This is a genomic window from Pengzhenrongella phosphoraccumulans, assembly GCF_045689905.1.
Classification (GTDB): Bacteria; Actinomycetota; Actinomycetes; order Actinomycetales; family Cellulomonadaceae; genus Pengzhenrongella; species Pengzhenrongella phosphoraccumulans.
On the sequence record NZ_CP144210.1, the window covers coordinates 2,213,803 to 2,230,230 of the forward strand.

At 72.7% G+C, this 16,428-nt stretch carries 13 protein-coding genes and 1 pseudogene; 7 read left to right on the top strand and 7 right to left on the bottom strand.

Features of this window, described 5'->3' with window-relative positions; all coding sequences use genetic code 11:
* Nucleotide 1: 1 nt before the first annotated feature.
* The 4 genes from VTA80_RS10225 (at nt 2) to VTA80_RS10240 (ending at nt 7,487) form a co-directional block, all read left to right on the top strand.
* Nucleotides 2-928, top strand: a complete 927-nt coding sequence (locus VTA80_RS10225; RefSeq protein ID WP_407345393.1) for a carbohydrate ABC transporter permease — start codon at nt 2-4, stop codon at nt 926-928.
* A gap of 65 nt (nt 929-993) precedes the next feature.
* Nucleotides 994-2,331 (top strand): ABC transporter substrate-binding protein, encoded by a 1,338-nt coding sequence (locus tag VTA80_RS10230; RefSeq protein WP_407345394.1) that lies wholly within the window; start codon nt 994-996, stop codon nt 2,329-2,331.
* An 83-nt stretch (nt 2,332-2,414) separates the two neighbouring features.
* On the top strand, nt 2,415-4,181 hold the full coding sequence (locus tag VTA80_RS10235; protein ID WP_407345395.1) for a glycoside hydrolase family 35 protein: 1,767 nt from the start codon (nt 2,415-2,417) through the stop codon (nt 4,179-4,181).
* A 72-nt stretch (nt 4,182-4,253) separates the two neighbouring features.
* Complete coding sequence (locus VTA80_RS10240) at nt 4,254-7,487, top strand: glycoside hydrolase (protein ID WP_407345396.1); 3,234 nt, start codon at nt 4,254-4,256, stop codon at nt 7,485-7,487.
* A 75-nt stretch (nt 7,488-7,562) separates the two neighbouring features.
* On the opposite strand, the gene VTA80_RS10245 is transcribed toward VTA80_RS10240, so the two are convergent.
* Nucleotides 7,563-8,006, bottom strand: coding sequence for a MarR family winged helix-turn-helix transcriptional regulator (locus VTA80_RS10245; RefSeq protein ID WP_407345397.1), 444 nt, complete (start codon nt 8,004-8,006; stop codon nt 7,563-7,565).
* A gap of 130 nt (nt 8,007-8,136) precedes the next feature.
* Between VTA80_RS10245 and VTA80_RS10250 the strand changes: the two genes are divergently transcribed.
* Nucleotides 8,137-9,369 (top strand): MFS transporter, encoded by a 1,233-nt coding sequence (locus tag VTA80_RS10250; protein WP_407345398.1) that lies wholly within the window; start codon nt 8,137-8,139, stop codon nt 9,367-9,369.
* 25 nt (nt 9,370-9,394) lie between these two features.
* Here the strand turns inward: VTA80_RS10250 and VTA80_RS10255 are convergent, their stop codons facing one another.
* The 3 genes from VTA80_RS10255 to VTA80_RS10265 all read right to left on the bottom strand — a co-directional run bounded on the left by VTA80_RS10255 (nt 9,395) and on the right by VTA80_RS10265 (nt 10,986).
* The gene (locus VTA80_RS10255) at nt 9,395-9,910 is read right to left on the bottom strand and encodes an OmpA family protein (RefSeq protein ID WP_407345399.1); all 516 of its coding nucleotides are present in this window, start codon (nt 9,908-9,910) and stop codon (nt 9,395-9,397) included.
* Complete coding sequence (locus VTA80_RS10260) at nt 9,907-10,473, bottom strand: hypothetical protein (protein ID WP_407345400.1); 567 nt, start codon at nt 10,471-10,473, stop codon at nt 9,907-9,909. The genes VTA80_RS10255 and VTA80_RS10260 overlap by 4 nt, the downstream gene beginning before the upstream one ends.
* A 90-nt stretch (nt 10,474-10,563) precedes the next feature.
* Complete coding sequence (locus tag VTA80_RS10265) at nt 10,564-10,986, bottom strand: hypothetical protein (protein ID WP_407345401.1); 423 nt, start codon at nt 10,984-10,986, stop codon at nt 10,564-10,566.
* Between the two features lie 224 nt (nt 10,987-11,210).
* Between VTA80_RS10265 and VTA80_RS10270 the strand changes: the two genes are divergently transcribed.
* A complete protein-coding gene (locus tag VTA80_RS10270; RefSeq protein ID WP_407345402.1) occupies nt 11,211-12,197 on the top strand; it encodes a DUF1524 domain-containing protein in 987 nt (328 codons plus the stop codon).
* Nucleotides 12,198-12,548: 351 nt separating this feature from the next.
* Here VTA80_RS10270 and VTA80_RS10275 read toward each other — a convergent pair whose 3' ends face one another.
* Nucleotides 12,549-13,424, bottom strand: a complete 876-nt coding sequence (locus VTA80_RS10275; protein WP_407345403.1) for a hypothetical protein — start codon at nt 13,422-13,424, stop codon at nt 12,549-12,551.
* A pseudogene (locus tag VTA80_RS10280) lies at nt 13,421-14,103 on the bottom strand (DUF1684 domain-containing protein). The gene VTA80_RS10275 and the pseudogene VTA80_RS10280 overlap by 4 nt, the downstream one beginning before the upstream one ends.
* A gap of 89 nt (nt 14,104-14,192) precedes the next feature.
* Here VTA80_RS10280 and VTA80_RS10285 point away from each other — a divergent pair.
* On the top strand, nt 14,193-15,140 hold the full coding sequence (locus VTA80_RS10285; protein WP_407345404.1) for an LLM class F420-dependent oxidoreductase: 948 nt from the start codon (nt 14,193-14,195) through the stop codon (nt 15,138-15,140).
* Here VTA80_RS10285 and VTA80_RS10290 read toward each other — a convergent pair.
* The gene (locus VTA80_RS10290; RefSeq protein WP_407345405.1) at nt 15,133-16,416 is read right to left on the bottom strand and encodes a glycosyltransferase 87 family protein; all 1,284 of its coding nucleotides are present in this window, start codon (nt 16,414-16,416) and stop codon (nt 15,133-15,135) included. The genes VTA80_RS10285 and VTA80_RS10290 overlap by 8 nt on opposite strands.
* Nucleotides 16,417-16,428: the final 12 nt, after the last annotated feature.

Below are 16,428 nucleotides of genomic sequence, written 5' to 3' on the forward strand. Positions count from 1 at the left end.
GATGACGACGACGACTTTGCGTCCGGCCTTGCGTGGTGGCGGCCCGGCCGCCTCGGTGCGATCTGGCCGGCGAAGGAGCGCGGACAAGCCCCGGCGCAGCGCCCTGCTGACGGCGGCGACCGCCGTCGTGCTCCTGTACTCCCTGATCCCGCTGTTCTGGCTGGTGGTGAACTCCACCAAGACGCAAGGCAGCCTGTTCGGCTCGTTCGGCCTGTGGTTCAGCGGCGACTTCGCGCTGTGGGACAACGTCGTACGCACGCTCAGCTACGACGACGGGATCTTCCTGCGCTGGCTCGGCAACACGCTGCTGTACGTCGTGCTCGGGGCCGGCGGCGCGACCGCGCTGGCCGTGATCGGCGGGTACGGCCTGGCGAAGTTCGCGTTCCCCGGCAAGCGCGCGGTGTTCGCGGTCGTGATCGGGGCGGTCGCCGTGCCCGGGACCGCGCTGGCCGTGCCGACGTTCCTGATGTTCAGCCAGATGGGGCTGACCAACACCCCGTGGGCGGTGATCATCCCGTCGCTGATCTCCCCGTTCGGGCTCTACCTCATGTGGACGTTCGCCGCCGAGGCGGTCCCGACCGAGCTGCTCGAGGCCGCGCGGATGGACGGCGCGAGCGAGCTGCGGACCTTCGTGACGATCTCGCTGCCGCTGCTCGCCCCGGGCATCGTCACGGTGCTGCTGTTCACGATGGTCGCGACCTGGAACAACTACTTCCTGCCCCTGATCATGCTCAAGGACCCGAGCTGGTACCCGCTCACCCTCGGGCTCAACGCCTGGAACGCGCAGGCCGCCACGGCGGGCGGCGAGGCGATCTTCGACCTCGTGATCACCGGCTCGCTGCTCACGATCCTGCCGCTGGTCGCGGCGTTCCTGCTGCTGCAGCGGTACTGGCAGTCCGGGCTGGCCGCGGGCGGCGTCAAGGAATGACCACGCGAGACCACCCCACGTCGCACTTCTCGATCACCGGCACCACCCAACGGAAGGACCGTTCCATGACCACCCTCCACCGCCGCCCAGCGCTGCGCGGCGTCGCTCTCGCCGGCGTCCTCACGCTCGCGCTCGCCGCCTGCGGCTCCGGCTCGGCCACGACGGCCGAGACGACCGCCGCCGCCGGGGACGTGCAGTCAGCGCTCGACGCCGGCGGCAAGATCTCCGTCTGGGCGTGGGAGCCCACGCTCGAGAAGGTCGTCGCGGACTTCGAGGCCGAGTACCCCAAGGTCCAGGTGGACCTCGTGAACGCCGGTACCGGGAACGACCAGTACACCGCGCTGCAGAACGCGATCGCCGCCGGCTCGGGCGTGCCCGACGTCGCCCAGGTCGAGTACTACGCGCTGCCCCAGTTCGCGATCGGCAAGTCCCTGACCGACCTGTCGGCGTTCGGCGCGGGCGACCTCGACGGGACCTTCACGCCGGGACCGTGGGCCTCGGTGAAGTCCGGCGACGGCATCTACGGCCTGCCGATGGACTCGGGCCCCATGGCCCTGTTCTACGACACGACCGTCTTCGACGGGCTCGGCCTCGCGGTGCCGACGACCTGGGACGAGTACCTCACGGCGGCCCGCGCCATCCATGCGGCCAACCCGAACGCCTACATCACCAACGACACCGGCGACGCCGGCTTCACCACGTCCATGATCTGGCAGGCCGGCGGGCACCCGTACACCGTCGACGGCACCGACGTCACGCTCGACTTCACGGACGACGGCTCGGCCAAGTTCGCGCAGATGTGGCAGCAGCTCATCGACGAGGACCTGGTGGCACCCATCAGCTCCTGGAGCGACGAGTGGTACCAGGGCCTGGGCAACGGCACCATCGCCACGCTGAACATCGGCGCCTGGATGCCCGCGAACCTGGAGTCCGGCGTCGAGGCCGGCGCGGGCAAGTGGCGCGTCGCGCAGATGCCGCAGTGGGCGGCCGGCGAGACCGCGACGTCCGAGAACGGCGGCAGCTCGCTCGCCGTCCCCGAGGCCAGCAAGAACAAGGCGCTCGCGTACGCGTTCGCCGAGTACGCCGACGCCGGCGCCGGCGTGCAGACCCGGATCGACGGCGGCGCGTTCCCGGCCACCACGGCCGAGCTCGAGTCCGACGCGTTCGTGAACAAGGAGTTCGCCTACTTCGGCGGCCAGAAGGTCAACGAGGTGCTCGCCCAGTCCGCGAAGAACGTCGTTCCCGAGTGGCAGTACCTGCCGTTCCAGGTGTTCGCGAACAGCATCTTCAACGACACCGTGGGCCAGGCCTACGTGTCGAGCACGACCATGACCGACGGGCTGGCCGCGTGGCAGAAGGCGTCCGCCACGTATGGCACGGACCAGGGCTTCACGATCAAGTAGCGAGCTCGACCGCGGGGCGGGCAAGCACCCGCCCGCCCCGCGCTGCCCCTGACCACCTCGAAGCACCCTCGAAGGACATCGCTGTGCCCCAGTTCGAGATCGGTCCGCGCGACTTCCTGCTGGACGGTCGGCCGCTGCAGATCATCTCCGGTGCGCTGCACTACTTCCGGGTCCACCCCGACCAGTGGGCCGACCGGATCCACAAGGCCCGGCTGATGGGCCTGAACACGATCGAGACGTACGTCGCGTGGAACTTCCACGCCCCCGAGCAGGGCCGGTTCGACACCGACGGGCCGCGCGACCTGGGCCGCTTCCTCGACCTGATCGCGGCGGAGGGGATGTACGCGATCGTGCGTCCGGGCCCGTACATCTGCGCGGAGTGGGACAACGGCGGCCTGCCGGCGTGGCTCTTCGCCCAGCGGGGCGTCGGCGTACGCCGAGACGAGCCCGTGTTCATGGCCGCCGTGGCCGCGTACTTCGCGAGCGTGCTGCCCCTCGTCGCCTCGCGGCAGGTGTCCCGCCATGGGACCGTGCTCGCCGTCCAGGTCGAGAACGAGTACGGCGCCTACGGCGACGACCACGACTACCTGCGCGCGCTGGTCGACCTGATCCGCGCCCAGGGCATCGACGTCCCGCTCTTCACCTGCGACCAGGCCGACGACGAGATGCTCGCGCGGGGGAGCCTGCCCGAGCTGCACAGCACCGCCACCTTCGGGTCGCGCAGCCGGGAGCGGCTCGCGATCCTGCGCGCCCACCAGAGCACCGGTCCGCTGATGTGCACCGAGTTCTGGAACGGCTGGTTCGACGGCTGGGGCGGGCCGCACCATCTCGCGCCCGTCGAGGCGAACGCCGCGGACCTGGACGACCTGCTCGCCGCCGGGGCGTCCGTCAACCTCTACATGTTCCACGGCGGAACCAACTTCGCCTTCACCAACGGTGCGAACGACAAGGGCACCTACGCGCCGATCACGACGTCCTACGACTACGACGCGCCGCTCGCCGAGCACGGCGGCGCGACGGCGAAGTACGCCGCGATGCGCGCCGTGATCGCCCGGCACGCCCCCGTGCCGGCCGAGCTCCCGACCCCCACCCCGCTCGCGCCCGCGTTCGACCTGCGCCTCGACCGCCGGCTCGCGCTGTGGGACGTGCTGCCCGCGCTCGGCGAGTGGAAGGGCTGGGGCCACCTGCCGACCACCGACGAGCAGGGCCAGTGGTCGGGCTTCAGCCTGTACCGCACCGCGATCAGGCCCGACGACGGCGTCGTGGCGTTCGCCGAGGTCCGCGACCGCGCCGTCGTCCACCTGGATCGCGAGCCGGTCGGCGTGCTGTCGCGCGCCGAGAAAGCGACCGTCCTGCCCCTCCCGCCGCGCTCGGGCGTGCTGCACGTGCTGCTCGAGGACCAGGGTCGCGTGAACTATGGGCCGCGCCTGGGCGAACCCAAGGGCCTGATCGGCCCGGCGCGCACGGCGGTGCGCGAGCTGACGGACTGGGAGACCCTCGGCCTGCGGCTGCAGACCATCGACGAGCTGGTCGAGCTCCTGCGCGCGGCCGGCACGTCGCCGGGGACCGGCTCGCCCGTCGCCGGGCCGGTCTTCTGCCACGGCACCTTCGCCACCGTCGCCGGCGCCGACCACTTCTTGCGCACCGACGGGTGGGGCAAGGGGCTGGCCTGGGTGAACGGCTTCCTGCTCGGCCGCTACTGGAGCGTCGGGCCCACCCGGACCCTCTACGTGCCCGGCCCCCTGCTGCGCGCCACCGGCAACGAGCTCGTCCTGCTCGAGCTGCACGGCTCGGCCTCCGACACGGTGGCGTTCGCCGCCGCTCCCGACCTCGGCCACACGGAGGTCTGAGCACCCCACCTCCTGCACGACGGCGACCAGTCGCCGGACGCACGGCTCGCAATGACGCGACAAGGGAAAGACATGCCCAGACGAACGCACGTGCAGATGCTCGCCGCCACGATCGGCGCACTCGTCCTCGGCGCGGGGGCGATCGCCCCCGCCGCAGCGACCTCGCCGCTCCCCGCGGCACCGGTTGCCGCGGTGCCGATCCCTGCCGTTCTCCCGACCTCGGCGCTCCCCGCGGTGACGGTCCGCCCGGACCCCTCCACCCCGGGCCAGAAGTTCGAGGGGTGGGGGACCTCCCTGGTCTGGTTCGCGAACGCGACCGGCGGCTACCCCGACGAGATCCGGACCGCGCTGGCCGACATGCTCTTCGGCGAGGACGGTCTCAACCTCAACATCGCGCGCTACAACATCGGCGGCGGGAACGCCCCGGACGTCCCGAGCTACCTGCGCCCGGGCGGCGCCGTCGAGGGTTGGTGGAACGCGCCCGCGGGCACCACCCGGACCGACGTCGACTGGTGGGACCCGGCCGACCCGGCCGACTGGAACCTCGAGGCGGACGCCACCCAGCGGTGGTGGATCGACCGGATTAAGGACGACGTCACCCACTGGGAGGCCTTCAGCAACTCCCCGCCCTACTTCCAGACGGTCAGCGGCTACGTCTCGGGCGGGTTCGACTCGAGTGCCGAGCAGATCCGCGCCGATCGCGTCGACGACTTCGCGGCCTACCTGGTCGGCGTCGTCGAGCAGCTGGAGGACGCGCACGGCATCGAGGTCGACACGATCGACCCGGTCAACGAGCCCAACACGTCCTACTGGGGAACCAACCTCGGCGCCGACGGCAACCCGACCAGCGGTCGGCAGGAGGGTGCACACGTCGGGCCGCAGATGCAGCAGCAGGTCATCACCGCGCTCGCGGGTGCGCTCGACGGCTCCGAGACCGACGCCGTCATCTCCGCGATGGACGAGACCGGCTCCAGCACGTTTACCACGAACTGGAACGCCTACACGCAGGACGTGCAGGACGCCGTCGCGCAGCTCAACGTGCACACCTACGGGACCGCCCAGCGCACGGCCGTGCGGGACATCGCCAAGGGCGAGGACAAGCCCCTGTGGATGAGCGAGATCGGCGGGTCCTGGCTCGACGGGCAGAACTTCGAGAGCATGCTCCCCGGCCTCGGGATGGCGCAGCGGGTGGTCGACGACCTGCGTGAGCTCGAGCCCACCGCGTGGGTGCTGTGGCAGCCCGTCGAGGACTACGACAACATGGCGCCCGGCGGCGAGAGCGCGACCGGGTCGAACTGGGGCAGCATCCAGATCCCGTTCGACTGCACCGCGGCCGACACGCTCGAGACGTGCCCGATCTACACGAACACGAAGTACGACACCCTGCGCAACTTCACGCACTTCATCCGTCCCGGTGACCACCTCGTGCAGGTGAACGACACCTCGTCCGTGGCCGCCGTCGGCGACGGCACCGCGACCGTGGTGCACGTCAACTCGGGGCTCACCGCGCGCGCGGTCACCCTCGACCTGTCCGCGTTCGGGAAGGTGTCGCGCACTGCGACCGTCACCGCGACGACCACCGACGCGTCCGGTGCCCTCAGCCAGGGCGCACCGGTCACCGTGCAGGACGCGTCCGCGACCCTCGAGGTCCCGGCCGAGTCCGTCACGACCTTCGTGGTCGACGGCGTGCGCGGGGTCGCCCGCGACGCGGCGCTCGCCCAGCCGGGGCACGTCTACCGGCTGCAGGGGGTCCAGAGCGGCAACTCGCTGACGTCACCCGACACCGCCGTTCCCGCCGGGACGGGCGTCGTCGTGCGCACGACCGACACCGCCGCGGCGGACCAGCTCTGGCAGCTCGCCGCCGTCGGTGGCGAGGGCAACCGAACCCGCTACACCGTGACCACGCAGGCGGGTGACACCCGGATCTCCGTGGCGGACGGCGCGGTCGTCCTCGTGGCGGCCGACGGCGAACCCGCGCTCGGCGCGCAGTGGATCGCCTCCACGACCGGCGACGGCACGTACACGCTGGTGAACGCCGCGAACGGTCGGCTCCTCGAGGTCGGGGGGCAGTCCACCGCGGACGGCGCCGCCGTCACGCTCTGGACGGCGAACTCCAACGCGAACCAGCGCTGGGCGGTCGTCGACGAGACGGTGCTCTCGGTCCAGGACGTCGAGGCGTTCACCGTGCCGGGCACCGCGCCGACGCTGCCGCAGACGGTCGTGCCGGTCTTCCGGACCGGCGCCCGGGGCACGCTCCCGGTCACCTGGACCCTGCCGTCCGAGCGCCGCTGGGCGAAGCCGGGCACCGTGCGGGTCCGCGGGGTGGCCGTCGACGCGACGGGCGCCCGGCACGACGTCACCGCGACCGTCGAGGTCGACACGCTCGTGGCGACGCTCCCCGCCCGGGCCAAGTCCCTCGTGGGCGGCCCGGCCGACCTGCCGGCGACGGTCACCGCCGTCGGCAAGCGCGGGACCACCACCGAGCGCCCGGTCGTCTGGGGAGCGCCTGCGGCCGACGCGTTCGCGTCGGTCGGGACCGTCACGCTGACCGGCCTCGCGGACGCGGCCGACGGCCGGACCCTGGCCGCCACGGTCCGGGTCCAGGTCACGACCGGCACCGAGGAGAACGCCGCGCTGGCCGCCGGGACGGTCGCGAGCGCCACCTATGCCGAGCCCGGGTACTCCCCGGACCGGCTGCGCAACGGCGACCTGACCGACAAGGGCTGGTCCAACTGGCGGTCCGGCACGAAGAACCCCACGGACACGCTCACGTTCGCCCTGCCGGCGGCGCGCACCCTCACCGGGGTGACCACGCGCTTCTTCCGGGACGGCTCGGACAGCTACGCCGCGAGCCTGCGCGTGCAGGTCCGGGACGCCGCGGGGGCGTGGAACGACGCGTCCGCCGAGACGGCCGTGCCGATCCCTGCGGCGGGGGCTCCGGTGATCCACGTCGACCTGCCATCCATCCCGGCGGACGCCGTCCGGGTCGTCCTGACGGCCCTGCCGGGGATGCACATGACGGTCAGCGAGATCGAGGTCCTGGCGCTGGCACCCGGGGCGTCGTCCGACGCCCGGGCCAGCGGGATCACGGTGGACGGGCTCGCAGTGGCGGGGTTCGACCCGGAGACCACCGGGTACACGGTGGCCCGGACCTCACACCCGGAGGTCGCCGTCGAGACCGCCGACCCGTACGCACGCGTCGAGATCGTGCAGGCGAGCGGTTCGACCCGGTCGGCCACGGTGACGATCACCAGTGAGGACGAGACCGAGGTCCGGACCTACACGGTGGCCTTCGGGCGCCGCTGACCCGCGGTCGAACCACACGACGGCCCGCCTCTGCTCGAGGCGGGCCGTCGTCGTTCCGGCGGCGTCAGCCCGGGGTCACGCGCCGCGGACCCGCGCGTCCAGGTCGGCGTTCAGCCGGGCCAGCAGCTCGGCCATGCGCGTGCGGTCGTCGGGAGACCAGGCGGCGAGCATCTCCGCGTACAGGGCGGCGCGAGCGGCGCGCGTGGCCGCGAGCTCTGCCCGGCCGCGGTCGGTCGCGGTGACGAGCGTGGCGCGACCGTCCTGCGGGTCCCGGCTGCGCAGCACGAGCGCGTCGGCCTCCATCGCCAGCACCTGACGCGTCACGGTCGACGGGTCGAGGCAGAGCCGACCGGCCAGCGTGTTGACGTTGGTGGCGCCGTCGGTGGCGAGGCGTCCGAGCAGGAGGTAGGCCGACCGGTCCAGGGTCCCCTCGAGGGCGTCGCCGGTGCGCCGGTTGCGGTCGGCGAGGCGCAGCAGCATGGCAACCTCGGCCTCGATCCGGGCGATCGTGTCGTCCATGGCCCCCTCGTCTCGTCGGCCGTTCGTCGTGAGCCTCACCTTACCTGCGTGTATCGTGCAGATAGATACATGGGTCATACAGGTAAATCACGATCCCCTGGGCTCACCGATCAACCCCCGAGGACCCCCCATGGCAAGCACGCGCACCGAACCGCACAAGAGCGCGATCTACGCGACCGCGCTCACCGCGTTCTTCGCGATCGCGGGGATCGCGGTGGTCGACCCGATCCTGCCGATCATCGGCGCCGAGATCGGCGCGAGCACGTGGCAGATCGAGCTGCTCTTCACCGCGTACATCGCGGTGATGGCGGTCGGGATGATCCCGGCCGTGCTGGCGACCGGCCGGTTCGGCTACAAGAAGATCCTCATCGCGGGCGTGACGCTGGTGGGGATCGCCGCGCTGCTCGCGGCCTTCAGCTCGACCATCGGCCAGCTCGCGGTGCTGCGCGGGGTGTGGGGGCTGGGCAACGCGATGTTCTTCGCGACCGCGATGGTGCTGCTCGTCTCGCTCGCGAACGACCGCGAGTGGGTCGTGGAGCTCTTCGAGACCTGCGTCGGGCTCGGCTTCGCCGTCGGGCCGCTCATCGGCGGGCTGTTCGGCGGGATCAGCTGGCGCGTGCCGTTCGCGGTCTGCGGGCTGTTCATGGTGGCCGCGCTCGCGGTCTCGGTGACCCAGCTGCGCGATCCCGCCGTCCCGCCGGCCCCGCTGCGGCTCGCCGACGTGTTCACGCCGTTCCGCAAGCCCGCGTTCCGGGCCCTGTGCGTGATCACCGCGGCGTACAACTTCGTGTTCTTCATCGTGCTCGGGTACACGCCCGTGTTCCTCGGCCTGAAGGTCATCCCGCTCGGGTTCGTCTTCACCGCGTGGGGCACCGGGCTCGCGGTCGGGATCCTCGTCGTCGGCCACCGGCTCGCGCACCGGTTCGGCGCGGTCCAAACCGTGGGGTTCGCCATCGCCGGCCTGCTGGTCGCGCTCGTGGGGCTCGCGACGTCGGGGAGCACGGTCGAGTCGATCGTCGTGCTGGTCCTCGCGGGCGTGTGCATGGGGATCGCGAACGCGAACCTCACCGACCTCGCGCTCGGGCTCGGCTCCGAGGACCGGCGCGTGACCACCGGGGCGTTCAACCTCGTCCGGTGGGGCTTCGCCGCCCCCGCACCGGTGATCGCCGGCCTGCTGCACCCGGTGGGCGCGGCCGCGCCGTACTGGGTGGGCGTCGGCGTGATGCTGATCGGCGTGGTCGCGTTCGCCTGGAAGGGTCACTCGATGGCCGCCGTGCTCGGCGAGCGCGTGCTGTGGTCGCAGTGGAACCGCAAGGCCGCCGCCGTGGAGGGCGCCGACGAAGAGGTCCTGAGCGAGATCTGAGCCCGCGGGACCCTCTCGGCTCCGGCTAGCTCGTCCAGGAGAGCTCGACGCGCCGGTTCTTCGCCATGCCCTGCTCGTCCGTCTCGGACGCCACCGGTTCGCTCGAGCCCTTCCCGGTGACCTCGACGGTCAGGTCCGGTCGGCCGGCGCGCAGCACGGCGGCGACGGACTCCGCGCGGGCGGTGGAGAGCGGGAGGTTGACCGCGTCTCCGCCGCGCGAGTCGGTGTGTCCCTCGACCGTCACCGGCGCTCCGGCGGGGATCTGGCTCAGCTGCGCCGCGAGCGCGGTCTGGGCGGCGTCGGCCACCGCGGCGCTCGCGTAGGCGAACAGCACGTCGGAGCCGATGGTGAGCGTCGAGCCGGCGGACGTCGTCTTGGGCGCCGCGATCCGCTCCACGCTCCCTTCGACCGAGTAGGTGTTCACCGAACGCTCGATCTTCGCGACCGGCGGTTCGGGCACGTCGTCCCGGTCGACGTAGGAGAACGGCAGGGCACAGGGGAGCAGCAGCACCGACGCGACGACGATCGACCCGAGGCTCACGCGGCCACCTCGACGCCCGGGATCTCGAGGCCCCAGCCGTCCATCGTCAGGGTGAAGGAGTCGATGGCGTCCTCCGGCGCCGCGAACACGAACCACGACGCGAGCGGCTCGCCGTCGGAGGTCGTCGCGTCCTTGTTGGTCAGCCAGTCTTGAGGCCCCTCCCCGGTGATCACGGAGTACCGCTTGAGGTTCTCGCGGTCCAGCAGCTCAGGGAAGATGAAGAAGAAGTTGTTGACCATCGAGAGGGTCATCGCGTCGTCCGGCGCCGCCAGGTGCGGCGTGAAGTCGACCCGCAAGGTCATCGTGGTGCCGTTGTCGTCGGCCACCAACGAGCGGACCGCCACGCCCACGGTCCCGCGGCCGTCGGGCAGGGTGGCGACCGACTCCGCGAGGGGCGCCGATGTCGATGCCGCGTCGGGAGCCGGCGACGCGGACGCCGTGCCCGAGCCCGAGGGGATCGGAGCCGGTTCGGAGCTCGTGCACCCTGTCAGGCCAACGCTCACGATCGCGATCGAGGTCAGCGTCACGAGGCGCGCGCCGAATGTGTTCCGAGGGGTTGCCATGGCGGGCATCATGCCAGCCGGACTGCGGACCGCAGCCCTGCGCGGGGGCCGGGTGAAGGCGAACGCCCAGGTCGTCCTGCTTCGTCCCGGTCAGCCGAGGGCGGCGGGGGTGGTCGCCACGACTACCGCGGCGATGCCGGTGCCGAGACTGCCGAAGAAGAAGACGAGCCCCGCGATGAGGACGGCCCCACCCGGAGCGGTGCGCCCGCCGGGGCGTGTCATCACGTCCGTCGGATCCGCCCGGTTGACCCAGACGCAGCCGCGAAAGGTCGGGGTCGCCCCGAGCCCCTGACGGTAGAAGGCGAACGTCGAGCCGATCCGTGGCTGTCCGTCCGGTCCGGGGTACTCGAGCACGAGGGAGTCCCCGGGGCCGACCCAGACCCGGCTCCGCAGCAGGGCGGGCAGCTGGATCCGCTCGACCCGGCGGGCGCGGTGCACGAGCCGACCCCCGATCACGAAGCACGTCACGGCCAGGACGAAGCTGGCCGGCGCGATCCACGCGAGCGGGTTCACGGTGCCCCCTGGGGTTGTCGGGTCGTCACCCTACCGGCGGATGGGTGACCGTCACGGGTCCGGCGTGAGGACAAAACCGCACGAAAACGGCACTTTTGTCGCTGGACGGGTGAACCTCGGCGTGCCCCGACCGGGAACCGGCCGAGCCGCGGCACGCTGTTTTGGTGCCCACCCTTCGTCGACCTGAGTTGTCGAGCCCGAGGTCCCGCTACCGACTGAGCCTGATGGCCGCGTTGCTCGCCGTCACGCTCGCGGGCTGCGCCCCGGCCGCAGGCGAAGGTCCGGCGGGCACGCCCTCGGCCGGTGCGAGTTCGTCCGCGACCGGCGCGGCCTCCACCCCCGGGCCCGACGGCGCGCCGTCGTCACCCCCGTCGTCGGCCCCGGCGTCGGCGCCCGTCGTGACGGCGCCCGACCCAGCCGCGCAAGGAGCGCTCGCGACCGCCCTGCTGCTCGTGGTGAAGGGGCGCGCACCCAAGACGGGGTACAGCCGTGACCAGTTCGGGGTCAGCTGGACGGACACCGACCGCAACGGGTGCGACCAGCGCAACGACGTCCTCGACCGCGACCTGACCGGCGTGGTGCACAAGCCCGGCACGCGGGACTGCGTGGTGCTGTCCGGAAGCCTGGCGGACCCGTACAGCGGCCGCACCATCGCGTTCCAACGGGGGCAGACGACGTCGAGCGCGGTCCAGATCGACCACGTCGTCGCATTGTCGGACTCGTGGCAGAAGGGCGCGGCCCAGTGGAGCGCCGACACCCGCGAGCAGTTCGCGAACGACTTCCGCAACCTGCTCGCCGTCGACGGGCCGCTCAACGGGCAGAAGAGCGACGGCGACACGGCCACCTGGCTACCGCCGAACAAGGCGTTCCGCTGCGAGTACGTCGCGCGGCAGGTGGGGGTCAAGCTCGCGTACGGGTTGTGGGTGACCCAGGCTGAGCAGACCGCGATGGTCGACGTGCTGTCCACCTGCCCGGACCAGCCGCTCCCCGGCGGCGTCGCGCCCGCCCCGGTAGCCGCCCCGGCGCCAGCCCCGGCCCCGGTCCCGGTCGCCGTGCCCGAACCGCAGCCGGCCCCGGTGCCGGCCCCGGCAGACGTCTCCTACGCGAACTGCGCCGCAGCGCGCGCGGCCGGCGCGGCCCCGGTCCGCCTGGGCGACCCCGGCTACGCCAAGCACCTCGACCGCGACGGCGACGGCGTCGGCTGCGAATAACCCGTCACCCGCCGCGAACCAGTACGACACCACGTGGGTGGAGTCGTCCGAAGGGCCGCGTCGCGGCCAGCGCACGAACCGGGAGTAGTGGTCGATCCGCCGGGGGAGCGAGCAACCACTTCTCCGGGTTCGGCGCCGACGCCGCATCAGGTCCGGCACCACCTGCGAGCGGTACGGGGCCGCACGATCATCAGGTGAACGGTCTCGTCCCAGCTTCTGAGACCGGACGTTCCCGCGGGAACGTCCCCTCGGTTTCCAGAGGATCTGACGCGCCGGACGGGCAGATTCCTCTGGAAAGCGGACCGGTTGCGGACCGGTTGCGGGCCGGGTGGGGGCGGTCGGGGGGGGCGGTCAGACGCCTAGCAGGCGGCGCCAGGAGCGGTGGTCCGAGACCGCTACGCCGCGGTAGCCGCGCACGTCCTGCAGGCGCGCCCGGACCAGGGCCGCCTCACGCAGCAGCGCGACCGGGCCCTCGTCGAAGAACGTGTGCTGCGTGCCACCGGCGAGCTCGGGGGTGCACGTCTCCAGCCCGATCGTGAACTCGTGCCCGGCGGCCACCGTCGCCCGGACCGCGCGCGCGGTGAGCGCGAGGATCCCCTCCGGCCCCGCCGCGTGGTCGGCGAGCGCGAGGATCGCCACGCGGTCGACCCTGGCGAGCACGGCGTCGAGCATCGTGGTGCCCGGGGTGACCGGACCGCCGTCCGACGACCCGAGCGCGGGACCGTCCCCGGTGAAGGGCTCATGGGCGAACCACCAGGGCACCGCGACGTCGACCGGCAACGGCGCCGCGACCGCGCGCGCCCGGTCCAGCAGGTCGAGGAAGGTGCGCAGCGCACCCGCACTGTCCGTCGCCCACCCGGGTGCGTCCCACGGGTCGACGGCGAGGTGGACCCGGTCGAAGGACCCTGCCTGCCGCGCGCCGGCGAGCCACCCCTCGACGCTCGACTGCTCGTCGAGCCACGCGGGCTCGCCCCCGAGGGCGCTGAGCTCGATGCCGGCGTCGTGCAGCGTGCGGCAGGCCTCGCCGAACGACGTGGCGAGCGCGTCGTGGCCCGCCGAGGGCGCGGCGAGGTAGACCTCGCGCAGTTCACCGGCCGTGGCGAACGCCGCCAGGCGGGCCGGTGCCGCTGGTGCATAACCGCGGCCGGCGTCGTCGTCGTGGGGGCTGACGTCGTTGTCCCAGGCCCACATCGCGGTGATCGCGCTGCGGGGGGTACGGGCGGTCATGTGGACGAGTCTGCCGCGTGCGGGCGCCCGATCCGTTCGCCGACCGGCACGGGGACGGCGAGCACGTTGCCGACCGGGGCCAGCGGGCATGCCCAGGCCGGGTCGTAGGCGCACGACGGGTTGTACGCGAAGTTCAGGTCGACCACGAGCACGGGGGTGCCGCCGGGCGACGACGAGCCGAGATCGGCGCCCTTGATGGTGTCCAGGACGTACCGGCCGCCGCCGTACGTGCCCCCGTGGTCCCGGCGAGCGCATCCTTCACCGGCACGAACAGGCCCCCGCCGTACGAGCGCAGCAGCCAGACGTCGAGCCGACCGAGCCCGCCCAGCTGCACCCGGCCGATCCGGGTGAACCCGACGACGCCGTCCGTCCCCGTCGTCGCCTCGAACGTGCCCGGTCCGCCCGGATCGGTCGCTGGTTCGACGGCGACCTCGAAGCGGTAGGCGGGGTCGTACGGCGCGACCGGCAGGCCGGTGAACTGCGCCCGGTCCGCCGCGGTCAGAGGGGAGGCGGGGTGGTCGGCGAACAGCTCGTCGCGGCGGCGCACCCAGGTGGCGTGCGCACCCGCCGGGTCGGTGGCGGCCAGCCGGCGGACCTCGAGGTAGGTGGCCGCGGTCCGCCGCCGCCAGTCGAGCACGCTGAGCGCATCGCGCAGCTGCGGGTTCGGCGCCGTGGTCATCGCCCCACCCTGCCAGGCTTCGCCCGCGGGGACCGCACCGGTGCACCCCGGTGGGCTAGCCGACGGCCGGGAGTGGAAGTGTGACCTGCATGGACCTTCGCATCTTCACCGAACCGCAGCAGGGCGCCAGCTACGACGACCTCCTCGCGGTCGCCCAGGCCACCGAGACCCTCGGGTTCGATGCCTTCTTCCGCTCCGACCACTACCTGCGGATGGGCGACGGCGACCCGCTGCCCGGGCCGACCGACGCCTGGACCACGCTCGCGGGCCTCGCGCGGGAGACGTCCCGGATCCGGCTCGGCACGCTCGTCACGTCGGCCACGTTCCGTCACCCCGGTGTGCTCGCCATCCAGGTGGCCCAGGTCGACCAGATGTCCGGCGGCCGGGTCGAGCTCGGCCTCGGCGCGGGGTGGTTCGCCGACGAGCACGCCGCGTACGGGATCCCGTTCCCGCCGAAGCGGTTCGGCCTGCTCACCGAGCAGCTCGAGATCATCACCGGCCTGTGGGGCACCGAGGTCGGCGAGCGGTTCAACCACGTCGGTGAGCACTACTCGCTGACCGACTCGCCCGCGCTCCCCAAACCCGTCCAGCGGCTGGCTCACGACCCGGCGCGCGCGGGCGTGCCGATCATCATCGGCGGTCACGGCCCGCGCCGCACGCCCGCGCTCGCGGCGCGGTTCGCGGCCGAGTTCAACACCGCCTTCACCCCCAAGGCCGAGATCGCGGGCCAGTTCGCTGTCGTGCGTGCCGCGTGCACCGCCGTCGGCCGCGACCCCGACGACCTCGTCTACTCGGCCGCGCTCATCCTGTGCGCGGGGGCCGACGACGCCGAGGTGTCGCGTCGCGCGGCGCGCATCGGCCGCGACCCGGCCGAGCTGCGGGCGAGCGGCGTGGCCGGCACGCCCGCCGAGGTCGTGGACACGCTCGAGGCGCTCAAGGCTGCCGGGGTGTCGCGCGTCTACCTGCAGGTGCTCGACCTGCAGGACCTCGACCACCTCGACCTCGTGGCGCGCGAGGTCGCGCCCCAGCTCAGCTGACGAGGCCGCCGTCGGGCACGTCCGCGCCACGCCGCGTGCCGTCCGTCGCGAGCAGCGTCCCCATCGCCACGAGCAGCGCGAGCAGCAGCAGGTTGCGCACGACGAGGACGCCGGAGATCAGGACGCCGCCGGACAGCAGCGAGTTGTAGGCGAGCGGGAAGATCAGCTGGGTCAGCGCCGCGATCAGCAGGACGGCGCCCGCGACCCGTGGCACGGCCGCGCGCGAGCGGGCGCCCACGGCGTCGTCGGGCCAGGTGGAGCGCAGCGCGAGCGCGACGGCGACCGGCGGCGCGAGCCAGCCGACGTACTGCGGCGAGCCGACCTTGTTGACCACGATCAGCAACGTCGCGAACGCGAGCGACCCCCACACGAGCACGTCGAGCGGACGCGAGCGGGCCCGCCACAGCAGCACGGCGAGCGCGGCCACGGCGAGCGGCAGCAGCACGTCCATCAGCCGGGCCGCGCCGGACGTGCCCGGCCCGACGATCTCCCACGTGATCAGCTCGTGATTCAGCCCGATGACGACGTCGTCGCGCACGAGGGACGCGACGACCCACGGCGTCGACACGACGGCCTCGACTTGCAGGCCACGGGCATCCTGCTGGCTCAGGAAGCTCGCGACGTTCCCGAGCCCCCCGCCGACGGCGACCGCCCCCACGACCCCCGCGCAGACCAGCGCGGCGGGCACGACGACGTCGCGCACGGGCCGGCGCACGATGAGCAGGAGCGGGAGGATGAGCACCCCGGGAGCGACCTTGATCCAGGCGCCGACGGTCAGCAGGGCGGCGGCCACCCGGGGTCGCTCCATCGCGACCAGGAGCGCGAGGATGACGATCGGGGCGAGGATCGCGTCGATCCGCCCCATGGCCACTGGCCCGAGCAGCACGAGGAACGCCAGCCACCACCACGCACCCGGCGCGTGCCGGCTACGGCTCAGCGCCCAGACCGCGACCGCGTCGCCCGCGGTGACCAGGGCGGACCACGCCAGCGCGTAGCCGAGCGTCGAGGTCGTGCTGATCGCGGCGGGCAGGAGCATCGGGAGCAGCGCACCGACCGGGTAGACCCACGGGCCGTCGAACACGGGCCACACGTTGTTCTCGAGCCCGAGCGCGGTCCAGTACCGGTAGAGGTCGACGTCGTAGAACGCCCGGTGGGGGATCCAGACCGTCCCGATGAACGCGAGCCAGGCGTGCGCCAGGACGAAGGCGACCCACAGGGCGCGGCGCGAAGCGGCGATCCGGGCCACCGGGGCTGTCCGGGGTGGCTCGAGAGTCAAGGGCGTCTCCAC

Bases quoted from the DNA above. Each gene is read 5' to 3' on its own strand.
- VTA80_RS10230 (WP_407345394.1), top strand. From the start codon at position 994: ATGACCACCCTCCACCGCCGCCCAGCGCTGCGCGGCGTCGCTCTCGCC.
- VTA80_RS10245 (WP_407345397.1), bottom strand. From the start codon at position 8,006: ATGGACGACACGATCGCCCGGATCGAGGCCGAGGTTGCCATGCTGCTG.
- VTA80_RS10250 (WP_407345398.1), top strand. From the start codon at position 8,137: ATGGCAAGCACGCGCACCGAACCGCACAAGAGCGCGATCTACGCGACC.
- VTA80_RS10285 (WP_407345404.1), top strand. From the start codon at position 14,193: ATGGACCTTCGCATCTTCACCGAACCGCAGCAGGGCGCCAGCTACGAC.
- VTA80_RS10275 (WP_407345403.1), bottom strand. From the start codon at position 13,424: ATGACCGCCCGTACCCCCCGCAGCGCGATCACCGCGATGTGGGCCTGG.
- VTA80_RS10260 (WP_407345400.1), bottom strand. From the start codon at position 10,473: ATGGCAACCCCTCGGAACACATTCGGCGCGCGCCTCGTGACGCTGACC.
- VTA80_RS10225 (WP_407345393.1), top strand. From the start codon at position 2: ATGACGACGACGACTTTGCGTCCGGCCTTGCGTGGTGGCGGCCCGGCC.
- VTA80_RS10270 (WP_407345402.1), top strand. From the start codon at position 11,211: ATGGCCGCGTTGCTCGCCGTCACGCTCGCGGGCTGCGCCCCGGCCGCA.
- VTA80_RS10240 (WP_407345396.1), top strand. From the start codon at position 4,254: ATGCCCAGACGAACGCACGTGCAGATGCTCGCCGCCACGATCGGCGCA.